Source organism: Occallatibacter sp. (assembly GCF_035317045.1).
Lineage (GTDB): Bacteria > Acidobacteriota > Terriglobia > Terriglobales > Acidobacteriaceae > Telmatobacter.
Genome location: NZ_DATHHT010000023.1, coordinates 54,641 through 68,277, shown reverse-complemented (window position 1 = coordinate 68,277; position 13,637 = coordinate 54,641). Strand labels below are relative to the sequence as shown.

The window sequence follows — 13,637 nt, the reverse complement described above, 5'->3', positions numbered from 1 at the left end:
CTGCGGGCCGCTCCGATCGCGGCCGTAGAGGCGAGGCGTGGGGATGTCAGCTCAGAACTTTCTGCAACCGCAGGATCTTCGACCGCGATCCTTCGGTCTCTCAAACGCCGAATCACAAGCCCCCTACATCGCCGTCAGCACCGCCGCACGCAGGCTCGTCCAACAAGTCGAGGTTGTCGCTCCGCACCTGCAGATAGCCACCATCGAAGGAGAACCCGGTGTCGGCAAACAAGCTCGGGGGCAACTGATGCATCACCGATCCGCTCTTGCGCGTTCCGCCTTCCACTGTTGCGACGCCCGTGAGTGGTTGCTCGCCGAGGCTGATTCGCAGTTCGTCTCCGGCTTCATCTATCTCGATCGCGTCGATCTGCTCGCAGCGCCCGGCCAGGCTTTGCTTCTGCGCGTGCTCCGCTCGCTGCAAAATCGCCGCCCCGGAGCGTTTGCATTGCTCGCATCCTCTGAGAACTCCCTCCGCGACATGGCCAGCGAAGGCCGATTCCTACCCGACCTCGCCTTTCGCCTCACGGCCATTCAGTTGGCCGTCCCGCCTCTTCGCGAGCGACGCGAAGACATCGTACCTCTCGCCAATTTCTTTCTGGAAAGCATCAGCGCGCGTTATCACCTTCCGCGCTTCAGTCTTGCTCCAGACGCCACCGCCCGTGTGCTGCAGCACGACTGGCCGGCCAACGCACGCGAGCTTTCCAGTGTCCTTGAATCCGCAGTTCTGAATGGCGCCCATGGCATCATTCGCGCGGAAGACCTCGCAATCGTATCCACTCCGCTGGCATTGCAGCGCCCCGCCCGCCCATCGCCGGAGACCCTCAACCTCGACGCCGTCATTCTCAACCACATCCGCGCGGTTCTCGATCTGAACCACGGCAATAAACTCAAAACCGCGCGCCAGCTCGGCATCAGCCGCTCCACCCTCTATCGGCTTCTCGCCGGCAGTCCTCCTTTGCCACTCTGATTGATCTGCCGATGTCTCCTCGCTGGACGCGGAGGCATCCCCATGCTCTAAACTCAAGCCGATGCCCTTTTCCCCAACTCAATCCAGAGGAATCACCCCGTTGAAACGACTTGCCTCGCTTCTTCTCGCCGCTCTTCTCTTCGCTCCCGCGCTCCTCTCCACGCAGCTCACCTCCTCCGCTGCCGCGCCCACAACGCCGGAAGATCGCACCAAGGCCCTCCATGTCCTCTTCCACGACTGTTGGGAAGCCTCCCTAAAGAATCAGCCCGAGTTCGCTTCCATCCTCGGCGACAAGCGCTACAACGACCAGGTCTCCGACTATTCCGTGAAAGCCATCAACGACTGGCTCGCCACCGAGCAGGAGTACTTGATGAAGCTCGCGGCCGTCGATGCCACTGGGCTCTCCGATCAAGACAAGACCAGCCGCGATCTTCTGCTTCGCGATCTCCAAGAAGATCAGGAGTCAGCGGAATTCAAGGAATGGGAAATGCCTGTCAACCAGATGGGCGGCATCTACTCCACTTATCCACAGCTCGTCGCCCAGCTCAGCTTCACCACGACGAAGGACTACGACGACTGGATCGCCCGCCTCCACGCCATCCCCAAGGCCTTCGACCAGGTCACCGCCAACATGTCCATCGGCATCGACGACAAGCGCGTTCCGCCGAAGTATCTCCTCGAAAAAACTCTCGAGCAGGTCAAGCAGCTCGCCAGTCAAAAACCTGAAGACTCGCCGCTCGCACTGCCGCTCAAAAAGATCCCCGCGTCCATCTCTGCCGCCGAGCAGACCCGGATCAAGACCGAAATGCTCGCCGCGATCACCAAAGAGGACCTTCCTGCATTCAACCGATTCGCCCGCTTCCTTGAAGCCGCCTACATCCCCGCCGGCCGCACCGATCCCGGCATCTCCTCCCTCCCCGACGGCGCGAAGTACTACCAGTTCCTCATCCGCCGCACCACCACCACGAACCTCACCGCCGACCAGATCCACCAGATCGGCCTCGATGAAGTAAAAAAAGATGAAGCCGAAATGCTCGCCATCGCGCAGAAGCTCGGCTTCCAGGACCTGAAGAGTTTTCAGGCCAGCCTCAAATCCGACCCCAAGTTGAAGCCTGCATCGCCCCAGGCATTACTCGATGCCTATCGCGCTTATCTGACTCCAATGCAAGCCAAGCTTCCGCAGCTCTTCGGCAAATTGCCCAAGGCCCCGTTCGAAGTCGTGGCCGTTCCGTCTTATCTGGAGAAAAATTCATCAACGGCTTACTACCAGCAGGGGGCGCCCGACGGCAGCCGCCCAGGACGATTGTTTATTGACACCTACAACGCGAGCGATCGGAATCTGGATGCGGTCGAGGCGATCGCCTACCACGAGGGCCTGCCCGGCCATCATCTCCAGATCTCCATTGGGCAGGAGCAGCAGGGCGTTCCCGAATTCCGCAAATTCGACGACTACACCGCCTTCTCTGAGGGCTGGGGACTCTATGCGGAACGCCTCGGCAAAGACGTGGGCCTTTACCAGGACCCCCGCTCCGACTATGGCCGCCTCGAAGGAGACATCTGGCGCGCCATTCGCCTCGTAGTTGATACAGGTGTCCATTCGCAGCACTGGACCCGCCAGCAAATGGTCGACTACTTCCACGACCACTCGGCAATCGACGAGACCGACGTCCAGTCTGAGGTCGACCGCTACATCGCGTGGCCCAGCCAGGCCCTTGCCTACAAAATCGGACAGCTCAAAATTCTCGAGCTCCGCGACCGCGCCAAGAAGGAGCTGGGCGACAAGTTCGACATCCGCGCCTTTCACGATCAGGTCATTGACTCCGGCGCGCTGCCTCTCGATGTTCTCGAGGAACGCATCACAGCATGGATTGCCAGCCAGAAATCTGCTGGGAAGTGAAGCTGTTTTCGGCTTACTTCCGAATCGACTTCGACAAAACCGGAACCAATGAACACAGCGATAAGACGGCCCCGCCTCTGCAGGAATTCCTTCTCGTCGATGTGGCTGCAGTTCGGATTCAAATTCTCTGATAGGCGGCTTCAGTTCCCATGCAATAATGGCCTAACTTTTCGAGGACGAACGTAACCGTGATCGCGCCAATTGCCATCGTCCTGCTTAGCGGTGGGACGAAGTTTGACTTCTTCCCGGTGTTTGTTCTCGCTTGTATCATTGCGATCGGCCTCGTTCAGGTCGAAGTCAACTGTTGGCCAGACTTGGTCAAATGGTGGGAAGAGAAATGGGCCCGCGATTGGCCGATGGTTCCTGCGGTAATCGACCTCGTGACGACCGCTACCTGGGAGCAGGACGAACCGCTGGCGGGAGGCGGCCCCCCGACTCCGACGACCTATGAGCACAAGGCGTTGCTCACTTACTCGTATCGCAATCCAGAACCGCAGTCGGGTGATTACTCTCGCTCCTTTGGGCCCGAGGATGACGCGAAGGACTGGGCAGACTCGTGCAAAGGCCTCAACGTGATGGTGCGTGTGGACCCGCGAGATTCGGCACGCTCGGTGCTGCGCGCGGAGGATATTGACGCCGCACTCACGCAGAAAGAAGCTACCGGCGGTCAGTAGTGAGGCCAGAGACGAATCCATGAAACCACCATCGAACGTTAAGACGCCAGCGCAATACATCGCCTCACTCCCCGCCGATCGCGCGAAGACGATCGCGAAGGTGCGCGCACTCGTGAACAAGCACATTCCGCGCGGCTACGATGAGTGCCTCGTCTGGGGCACGATCGGCTGGACGATCCCCCTGTCTCGATATCCAGACACTTACAACAAGCAGCCGATCTGCTACGTCGCGCTCTCTTCGCAGAAGAACTACTGCTCGCTCTACCTGATGGGCGCATTTTGGAGTGCGAGTCAGCTCGAGCAGTTGAAGGCGGCGTTCAAGGCGGCGGGGAAAAAGCTCGACATGGGGAAGTGTTGCGTTCATTTCGAGTCGCCGGACGATTTGCCGCTCGAAGCGATTGGCGGGCTGATCTCGACGATTTCCAGCGAGAAGTGGATCGAGATGTACGAACAATCGCGCTTGAAGACCAAGGCGGGGCAGGCGCAGATGGCGAAGCAGGGTGCCCCCTCGGCGAGCAGTGTGGCCGCCAAGCGCGTCGACACAAAGCGCCGGCGGTAAACATGACTCGCCGATACCGGACCACCAAGTAAGAGAACCCAAGACCGACATGGAACGCCTTAAATCGATCATCTCGGAAATGCGTAGAAGGCCGAACTGAGGCACCACCATCGACATCGCGGGACTGTTCCTACCGCCAACTCGCAAGTAGGGCCAATTTGGGGACAGGTGCAGGGTCGGAGAGGGTCGAGCCGGCAAAACCCCGCCGCGGATACCTATTTACAAAATAGGTATCCGCAGACTACTATCCTACTTATGGCGAAGCACCCTGACGACCGCGGTCTCTTCCCCGGCGCCCTTGAGATCATGATTCTCAAGTCGCTCCGGCTCACGCCGATGCACGGCTACGCTCTGGTGAAACACATCAAGCAGGTCTCAGATAACCTGCTCCAGGTGGAAGAAGGATCCCTCTATCCAGCCCTCCAGCGGATGCTCCGCGACGGTCTGCTTCAGTCCGAAGAAGGAATCTCCGCGAAAGGCCGTCCCACACGGATCTATAGCGTTACCGAGGAGGGCCTCCACCATCTCGAGCGCGAGGTCCAGAGCTTCGAGAAAATGTTCGCCGGTATCACGCGCGTCCTCGCATTCGACAAAGCTTAAGGAGAACAACGATGCAGACCCTTTCCCGGATCTTCGGTCGCAGCCGCCGCTACAACGACATCGACGTCTCCATCCGCGAGCACATCCAGGAACGTGCTGACGAACTCGAGGCAGACGGTATGCCGCGCAAACAGGCTGAGCAGACCGCGCGCCGGGAATTCGGCAATGTCGCACTCGTACAGCAGCACAGCCGCGAACAGTGGCAGTTGCGCGCGCTTGAATCGCTTCTCTCCGACCTCAAATTCACGCTCCGCCGCATTCGCAAATCTCCGGGATTCGCCATCACTGTCCTGCTGACACTGGCCATTGGCATCGGTGCCAATACCGCGGTCTTCAGCGTTGTCGATGGCGTTTTGCTCAAGCCGCTTCCCTACGCTGATTCCAATCAGTTAGTCGCGCTGTGGCTCGATGCGCCCGGCGCCGCGGGGCTCTCCAATTTCGAGGCGGGCCTTCGGCTCTCACCCTCGATGTATTTCACTTTTGCCGAGCACAACCACACGTTTCAGTCGCTCGGCGTTTGGGTCCCGAGCACCGCGAACGTCACCGGCATCGCGCAACCTGAGCAGGCTCACACGCTGGAGATCAGTGACGGCATCCTGCAGACGCTCGATGTTCCTCCCGCCGTCGGCCGCTGGTTTTCCGCGCAGGATCAGGACCCCAAAGGCGCCAAGACGGTGATGCTCGGATACGGCTACTGGCAGCGGCGCTTCGGAGGTGATCGTGGTGTGATCGGCCGCAGCATCCAACTCGACTCGCAAACGCGTGAAATCGTCGGTGTGATGCCGCGCGGTTTTCGTGTTGTCGATCGCGATTTCGATCTTCTTGTTCCGGTGGCCTTCGACCGGGGAGCGCTCAAGCTCGCAGGATTTGGCTACAACGGAATCGGCCGCCTCAAGCCCGGCGTGTCCATTGCACAGGCCGACGCAGACGTCAGCCGCTTGATCGAAACATGGATGCATTCTTATAGCAATGGGCCTAAAACCAATCCGTTCTACTACCGGGTCTGGAAGATCACGCCGCAGTTCCGCTCGCTCAAACAACAGGTCGTCGGCCAGGTCTCCAAAGTTCTCTGGGTCGTGATGGCGACGGTCGGCCTGGTGATGTTGATTGCGTGTGTCAATATTGCCAATCTGCTTCTCGTCCGCGCGGAATCACGGCAACATGAACTTTCAATTCGCGCGGCCCTGGGAGCAGGCCGTGCCCGCATTGCCCGTGAGCTTCTGTTTGAAAGTGTCACCCTCGGAATCATCGGAGGCGCGCTGGCGCTCGGAGCTGCGTATGGCGCGTTGCATCTGCTAATCGCCTTTGGACCCGCCGATCTGCCTCGGCTGAGTGAGATCGCTCTCGACGGACGATCCATCGCCTTTACGCTCGCTCTCTCCGTTTTTTCGGGATTCCTTTTTGGCTCCATTCCCGCCTACAAGTACGCACGCACGGGAGCTGCCGCCGCGCTTTCCGGCACCAGTCGTACTTCCAGTGTCAACCGCGACCGCCAGCGTTCGCGCAGCGTTCTGGTTGTGGCTCAGGTCGCCATGGCAATGGTGTTGCTGATTAGCGCGCTGCTAATGATCCGTACATTTGCCGCATTGCGCAACGTCGATCCGGGGTTCAGCGATCCCACTCATCTCGAGACCATGCGCATTTATATCCCGGATTTACTGGTCACTGATCCGGTCCGCGTGACCCGAATACAGAATGAAATCGTCGACAAAATCGCGGCGGTTCCCGGCGTTACTTCCGTTGGCTTCAGCGGCGGACTGCCCATCGAGGGCATCGATCCCAATTGGGACGAACTGAGCGTCGAGGGTCAGCACTACGACAACGATGAGCCCCCGCTCCGCCTTTTCAATTACGTGTCTCCCGGCTACTTCCAAACTCTAGGAACCCGTGTCATCGCGGGCCGCGACTTTACTTGGAGCGACATCTACATCTTCCAGCAGTACGTCATGGTTTCTGAGAATTTCGCACGTGAAAACTGGGGCTCTGCTCCCGCCGCCGTGGGCAAGCGTGTTCGCCAGTTCTCCTCAATGCCGTGGCAGGTGGTCATTGGCGTTGTTCAGGATGTGCGGCATAACGGCGTGGATGAAAAAGCGCCGGCCATTATCTACTGGCCTGCCATGATCAATAGTCCCTACACGTCGAAACCAACCATTGAGCCTCCGCGTGCGGTTTCCTACGCCATTCGCAGCAATCGCGCTGGAAACGAGTCTCTGGCAGCCGATATCCAGCAAGCGGTCTGGTCCATCGACGGAAGTATTCCGGTGGCCAATACGAGCACAATGCAGGATATATACGCAAAATCGATGGAACGCACTTCCTTCACCCTGGCCATGCTTGCAATCGCGGGCTCCATGGCTCTTTTGCTCGGCATCATCGGCATCTACGGTGTAATCTCCTACGCCGTCTCGCAGCGAACCCGCGAAATGGGAATTCGACTTGCACTCGGCGCACCAAAACGCGAGCTTAAATGGATGTTCGTCCGCTCCGCCCTGACGCTGACCGCAATCGGAATCGGCGTCGGAATTTTTGCCTCCGCGGCGCTTACGCAGTCCATGAAGTCGCTGCTGTTTGGGATCAGTCCGCTCGATCCGATCACTTACCTCTCGGTCCCGCTTGTCCTGGCCGCGGCTGCTGGTATCGCCAGTTATCTCCCCGCCAGGCGCGCCGCAGCCATCAACCCCGTCGAGGCGCTGAGGGTCGATTGACTTCGTAGTTCACCGTTCGTAGTTCAGAGTTCGTAGTTTTGTGATTCCGCGTAAAGGCAGCGCCAGGTTTGCCGGGCCCTGACGATGAGATCAACAGCAAAGGTTCTGGCGATGGGCACTACGGATCTGTGAACTCTGAACTGCGAACTCAGAACTCGTTAGCTTACGGCTTGTTCGTCACGTACCCGATCGAGGGCGTCCAGCTCACCGCATCGCTCGCACTGCTGCCGTTGCCATGCACCTCGAAGCGGATCGTGTCCCCGGCGGCGACCTGAACGTTGTCCACGTCCGTAGCGAGACCCGGCTGGTTCGGAGACTCGATCAACGGCCTTCCGCCCTGGTTCGGCCAGATCGGTATCACATTTCTGCCCGAAACAAGATTGATTGCTGCCGAAACACTCGTTCCACTCTCACCGCCGGCCGCTACTACCAGTCCGCGGATACTGATCGTTCCGGGATGAACCGCAACCCAAACCCGGGCGACTCCGCTCACCTCGCAGCCTGCCGTGCAACCTCCCGGGGCCATCGTGAACGCACTTACATATTGTCCTGGCTTCGCTTCCCAGGCGCCGATGTCCGTCGCGGAGTAATGCGGCATCTCCGCCCAGATTGAATCGGGAGTCTGGTACAGATAGCGCCACTGGTTCTTTCCCTGCGTCGCTGAAAATTGCTCGGCCGCATAGTTAGCTGTAAGCGTTGTCTGCAAGTTGCCGACACTTGCGATCGAGCCAATCCTCCTGCCGCTGAAAAACCTTCCGTGCGGCTCGAAATACAGGTTATTGCGGATCTTTCCCGCGGGCGTCGCGAAACCGCGTCCCTTGTTTTCTTCCCACACGGATGCAGCCCCGGGCCGATATGCGTTTGCGTTCTGCGCAAACGTGTTGCCATCGAAGTCGAGCTCAATTGAATGGTCGCCGGGATGAATATTCAAAATCTCCACACCGGGTCCCGCGTTCGCCGCAAAGAGGTTTGACTGCAGTGCCACGTGGTCTTCCGACCATTCAAAGTCGATCCCTGTTTCATCCGGACTGCCGGTTGAAGGGACACCGAAGATGATATTGTTCACGAACGTCACGTGGCTCACGCGGCCCACGATCACCGCCGCGGTTCCTGATCCCGTGCGACAACCGGCTTCCTCAAACATGACAGAATTCATCACTGTCACGTTCGTCATCCCCAACAGCCGCAGGGAGTCGCTGCACCCCAACCCGGCTGCCTCGTATGCCTTCGAACTACCGGCGTTATCGCTTGAGAGAAACAGCCCTTTCAGCGTCACATTCTGGAATGCGTTGTGCCCGTCCTGGTTGTCGATCGTATCGGCCTCGGCATCAAACGCCACACTGTCCAGGTTGTTCGTTCCTCGCACATTGCTCACCGTCACATCCCGGAGCACATACTGCGAGTTCCAGTAGGTCAAATAGGACGCGACATTAAACAGGATCCCCGACGAAAGATTGATATTCAAGCTCGTAGCAAAGGGATCCCGCACGTGATGACGCACCGCATATTCCGTCGAATATCCGCCCCAGATGCCCTTGTTGTCGTGTGCATAAATATTGCTGATCGAAATCCCGTTATTGAAGAGCTGCGTGTAATGCATCAGAATCCCGACGCTCGCCCGGCCCACTTCGAGGTCGCTGATTTTCCAATAGCTGGCGTCGGTGAGAAGAACGCAGAGATCGCTGATTTGCTGGTTGCGCAGGATCTTCGGGTTCCCGCCGCTTCCGTAAGCACCCAGCGTAATCGGCTCAGTCGCCGACCCGCGCCCAGTGAGCGACAGTTCCTGGTTCCAGGAGCCGCCTCGCGCCAGAAGAATCTGATCGCCCGGCAGGAAACTCCTGATCTTGTTTGCCGGCGCAAAGCTGCACCACGGCTGTGCCAAAGTGTGCGGGCCGCCATCGCTGCAGTTTGAGCCAGCTTGATTGTTGATGTAGTAGGCTGTCCCGTCTGCCCTCGCCGCAGCGCTGGAGCCCAAGACGCATAGGACACAGCACGACATGGCAAAAAGCAAGGATCGCCGCGGCGGCGAAATGCCGTTTGCGGACCCCGCCGCCAGTCGATTGTTTACGGATGTTTTCAGGCGCTGCTCGGCAGAAATTGCAGAGCCGCCACCCAGGCACACGAATCCGTCAGACAACGAAGGCAACAAAAGGACCCCCAAGCGCGCATCCGCGTTTGGATTGAACCCAACAGAAATCGCCCCTGGCAGTCCCCAAAACGTGGAGCCGCGAGATCAGCCCGAGCTTTCCAGCTGTTGATTGATTATTTGGATTCTACACAAGAAATGGGTGGTTTTGTAAGTAACATACGTCACTCTGAAATGAATATTCTGGTTGAATTCCGGCAAGATTCACCTTGCCTTTTCCCTCAAGTCCAGTAACAATCCGGGGACGTAGTGTGTCGCCGCGTCGTAAAACGACGTCTGGCCCCGCTTTTTGTCGATGTGGCAAATGCGCGACGCAAGCAGCCGCGGCTCCGTTGAGGAAGACTTAATGTCCAAAATGCAAGATCAGATCTGGCAGGGCGCCACCTTCACCATCGAACGCAAACAAATCCCCGCTGCCGATGCGGTCATTTTCCGATTCTCCGGTCCATTTACCGCACGGGACATGTATTCCTCGCTGAGCCCCGTTGCCCTGCGCAACATCTTCGAAACCGCCCCGCCCCACCCCGCGCCCTCAGTCAACATCTTCGATCTCACTGAAGTTCCCTACATGGACTCCTGCGGCCTCGGCCTCGTGATCGGTCACTTCGTCCGTTGTCAGAACAAGGGTGTCCGGCTCATCGCAGCCGGCGTTACGCCTCGTGTTCTCGATCTCTTCAAAACCACGAAGACCGACCACCTTTTCCCCATCACCGCCACCGTCGAACAGGCATCCAGCCTCCATCCTCCCAAGGCCCAGTAACAGTCGCTTTACAGCAAAAGCAATTTGCGACCATTTTCCTGCGATTTCGGGATCACCGCCGGAGCCGGTATCCGCTCATTCTGTGGCACATCCGTCAAACGGAAGTTGCATTTGCCGGCTGACGCGATGCTGCTATAAAGAGACACGACATCCAGGAATTTGCGACTGTTCGCAGAAGCCGCAATTGGTGATGGTTGCCGGACTGATGCAGATTGAATCCACATTTCCGGCACACGAGCCGAACCAGAACCTCCTTCACAAGGCCTACTTCGCCGAGCAGATCTGCCTCGCTCTGGCCATTCAAATTGTCCTCATCAACCTGCTTTCGCGTGTCTTCGTCGTCGTAAACAATTTGTTGCCCGCGGGTATGCTGCACATGCGGGTCTATTCGGCGCTCGCCGTGCTTTCCGCGACCTTGGCTCTCTTCTTCACGGAAGGCAGACGCTACCAAAGGCTCTATCGCGCTGGAAAAGTTCTTGCCGGCCTTACGACGTTGACGGCAGCCATGACGTTTTGGGCGCCTGCTGCCGTTGTGCTCGCACAGCTCGACCAGTTTCTCAATCGAGGACAGATTTCCCAGAGCCGGGGTCCAATGCATGCTGTTGCTCTGGCTTTCGTGCTTCTGGGCATAGTGATTTTTTTCCTGCGTTCCCGCGACTCGCTCTTCGGCAGCATCGCAGATGCAGCAGCTACGTTCCTTGTGATGCTGGTGTTGATCGTCCTGTTTGAGTACATATTTGCGACAGCAGGAATCCCGGGATCGTCGACCGAAGCGCTTCCCTCCATTCCCACCCTGGTTTGCCTTGCTTTGCTGGCTCTGGTTTCGATTATTCGCCGAGCGGAATACGGAGTCTTTTCAGTTTTTCTCGGTGATGGAATCGGCGGCCGGATCGCACGAATCCTGGCCCCGATTCTGCTCATCTTGCCTTTCCTGCGTGAACTGGGCCGGGCTCGATTGTTGAGTACGCACGTGGTTTCCATGCCTTACGCCACTGCAATCCTCGCGTCTATCGCAACCGTCGTTTCATTTGCGTTGCTGCTTGTTCTGGTACGCCTCATCAACAACATGCAGACCGAAATTCACGGCCTGACGCTGCGGGACGAGTTGACCGGCCTCTACAACTTTCGCGGGTTCAACCTATTTGCCGAGCAGGCGTTTCGCCTGGCCCGCCGCGCCAAAATGCCATTTGGCATACTGTTCGTCGACATGGATAACCTTAAGATCATTAACGACGAGCTAGGACACAACGCAGGCTCTATATCGCTAATCGAAACTGCGAAGCTCCTATCTGCAACATTCCGCGAGACCGATGTAATCGGCCGCCTCGGTGGAGACGAATTCGTGGTAGCTGGACAATTCGACTCTGAAGAAATCGCGAACGCGATCGATCGCCTGCGTTCCGGCGCCGCTGCAAGGACCCAACTCGCCGGCAATCAGTTCTTCCTGAGCCTGAGCATGGGCTATGCGGCAAGCGACCACAGCACGGAAGAGACTTTGAAAAGCATTGTCTCCCGCGCGGATAAGGCAATGTACAAAGAGAAACGCGCCAAGAAGCGGATCGCATAGCGTCAACGGCGTTCGCCCCTCAATTCGCCGTTGGCTGCTCCTCAATGTGATCGATCACGAGCACCGGCATCGGCCGCTTTTCTTTCTCCAGCTTCAATCCCAGCTCATTCTTGAAGGCATCGAACAGCGACACCGCACCGCTGGGATCCGCTGCCATTGCCCCACCGGCCTGTTGATTGTTGCTTCCCGGCGGCGGCGCCAGCGTGCGATCTACTGAACTGAAGGCCAGCGTGAGATCGAACGATCCCTGGAGACCGGTACCGTCAGCAACGGGATAATAGATATATCCGAACGCAAGATTCGGGAGCAGGATGCCCAGTTGGTCCAACGTCACATTCTGGCAGAAGATCAGCCGGTTGATCATCGGGTTTCCAAGCCGAAGGTCTTTTCCATTCGGACCCGGCCCCTCATCGCATCGCGTGCGCGCCGTCGGGTCTCCCTTTGTCAGCTTCGGGCTCATGGTCTTCAGGGTGTAAGCCGTTACCGGCCGGTCCTCCCAGTGATCCTTCATCTTGAAGCGGTCCTCAAGCAACGCCCGCAACATTTGCCGTAATTCCTCGGCATCGACCTGCGGAGCCTTCTTCGCTGCATCACCGGAATCGTCGGTTGAGATTTTCGCCAGGATGTCGAATTTATCGCCATCGATCCACTTTGGCGCTCCCACAATCGCTTCACTGTCAGCCGGATTTAGATCCCAGGCAAACGAAATGATCTGCTTCACAGTCAGCCCATGTACATCCACCTCGCCATTGTTCACGCGGCCCACGGGCTGGGTATCCGGTTTCGACGGCTTGATCGTGGCCACTTCGAATTGCGCTGGCGGCAGCGCGGGCAGTCTTTCGGAAAGATCCGGCAGATTGGGGGCAGGAGTCTTGTTTGCGCTGTCGACCATCAACACAGGCCGCGGCGCAGTTTCAAGCGCCAGTTTCAGCCCGAGTTGTTTGTCGACTGCGTCAAAGATCGAAATCCCCTCGGCGCCGGCGGCACCCAACTGACCACGCGGCGTCCAGGTGATGGTGAAGTCGTAAGCCTCCTTCAGGCCTGTAGCATCCACGACGGGCTTGTCCAGGTACCCGCCGGCCATGTCGTGAATATCGTCGGCGAATTTCTGCATCGTCTCGTTCTTGCAGATCACGACAATCTGGCGAATCGCCCCGGCCGGCGGATTCGCGGGCGGAGGCTGAGGTTCGCAGTTCCCTTCGCCCTCCGCGGCTTGTGCTTCCTTCAGCTTCACTTTGCCGGTCTGCGCTTTCATCACAAAGGCCGGCATCGGCGCACTGCCCTCGTGCGTCACAAGTCCGAAGCGCTCCGTCAGAAGCGCCTGCAGCATCAACCGAAGATCGGCCTTCGAAGTAGTCGGCGGAGCCTTGGCAACAATCTCAAAGCGATCCCAGTCAAGCCAGCTCGGGCCGCCCTGCACATGGGTGGAATCGAGGTTGTAGGCCGTGGCAATCAAGTCGGCCAGCGTCGCCTGGTGCACCACGTAACGATCGCCATTCAGATTGCCGCCGTCCATGAAGGGACGCAAACTATGCGGACTGAGATGAACGTCGGCAACGTCGAACGAGGCCGAACGAGGGTCCGCCGCATCCGCAGAAGAAGGCGTCTGGGCCAGAGAGCGGGCGGAAGTCGCGACAAAGACCACAGTTGCCGCCAAGGCAATCTTCAGTGCACCCATGATTGAAACCTCAAACCATCGTGGGATGGGGCGAAACCGGGGACTGGCTCAGTGTAAGACGAACGATCGGCATGGAGGTCTCAA

The 13,637-nt window shown here is 58.3% G+C and carries 10 protein-coding genes; 8 read left to right on the top strand and 2 right to left on the bottom strand.

Features of this window, described 5'->3' with window-relative positions:
* Positions 1-43 precede the first annotated feature (43 nt).
* The 6 genes from VK574_RS10585 (at position 44) to VK574_RS10560 (ending at position 7,402) form a co-directional block, all read left to right on the top strand.
* A complete protein-coding gene (locus tag VK574_RS10585) occupies positions 44-967 on the top strand; it encodes a sigma-54-dependent transcriptional regulator (protein ID WP_472799816.1) in 924 nt (307 codons plus the stop codon).
* Between the two features lie 100 nt (positions 968-1,067).
* Positions 1,068-2,864 (top strand): DUF885 domain-containing protein, encoded by a 1,797-nt coding sequence (locus tag VK574_RS10580; RefSeq protein ID WP_472799815.1) that lies wholly within the window; start codon positions 1,068-1,070, stop codon positions 2,862-2,864.
* Between the two features lie 188 nt (positions 2,865-3,052).
* Positions 3,053-3,538, top strand: a complete 486-nt coding sequence (locus VK574_RS10575; RefSeq protein ID WP_472799814.1) for a hypothetical protein — start codon at positions 3,053-3,055, stop codon at positions 3,536-3,538.
* A 19-nt stretch (positions 3,539-3,557) separates the two neighbouring features.
* The gene (locus tag VK574_RS10570) at positions 3,558-4,097 is read left to right on the top strand and encodes a DUF1801 domain-containing protein (RefSeq protein WP_472799813.1); all 540 of its coding nucleotides are present in this window, start codon (positions 3,558-3,560) and stop codon (positions 4,095-4,097) included.
* Between the two features lie 255 nt (positions 4,098-4,352).
* Positions 4,353-4,697, top strand: a complete 345-nt coding sequence (locus VK574_RS10565; protein ID WP_472799812.1) for a PadR family transcriptional regulator — start codon at positions 4,353-4,355, stop codon at positions 4,695-4,697.
* A gap of 11 nt (positions 4,698-4,708) precedes the next feature.
* Complete coding sequence (locus tag VK574_RS10560) at positions 4,709-7,402, top strand: ADOP family duplicated permease (protein ID WP_472799811.1); 2,694 nt, start codon at positions 4,709-4,711, stop codon at positions 7,400-7,402.
* Positions 7,403-7,565: 163 nt separating this feature from the next.
* On the opposite strand, the gene VK574_RS10555 is transcribed toward VK574_RS10560, so the two are convergent.
* The gene (locus VK574_RS10555; RefSeq protein WP_472799810.1) at positions 7,566-9,563 is read right to left on the bottom strand and encodes a hypothetical protein; all 1,998 of its coding nucleotides are present in this window, start codon (positions 9,561-9,563) and stop codon (positions 7,566-7,568) included.
* Positions 9,564-9,894: 331 nt separating this feature from the next.
* Between VK574_RS10555 and VK574_RS10550 the strand changes: the two genes are divergently transcribed.
* Positions 9,895-10,308, top strand: a complete 414-nt coding sequence (locus VK574_RS10550) for an STAS domain-containing protein (RefSeq protein WP_472799809.1) — start codon at positions 9,895-9,897, stop codon at positions 10,306-10,308.
* A 205-nt stretch (positions 10,309-10,513) separates the two neighbouring features.
* Positions 10,514-11,875 carry a GGDEF domain-containing protein gene (locus VK574_RS10545; RefSeq protein ID WP_472799808.1) on the top strand — a complete coding sequence of 454 codons (1,362 nt, stop codon included), beginning with the start codon at positions 10,514-10,516 and terminating at the stop codon, positions 11,873-11,875.
* Positions 11,876-11,894: 19 nt separating this feature from the next.
* Here the strand turns inward: VK574_RS10545 and VK574_RS10540 are convergent, their stop codons facing one another.
* The gene (locus VK574_RS10540) at positions 11,895-13,553 is read right to left on the bottom strand and encodes a TIGR03435 family protein (RefSeq protein WP_472799807.1); all 1,659 of its coding nucleotides are present in this window, start codon (positions 13,551-13,553) and stop codon (positions 11,895-11,897) included.
* Positions 13,554-13,637: the final 84 nt, after the last annotated feature.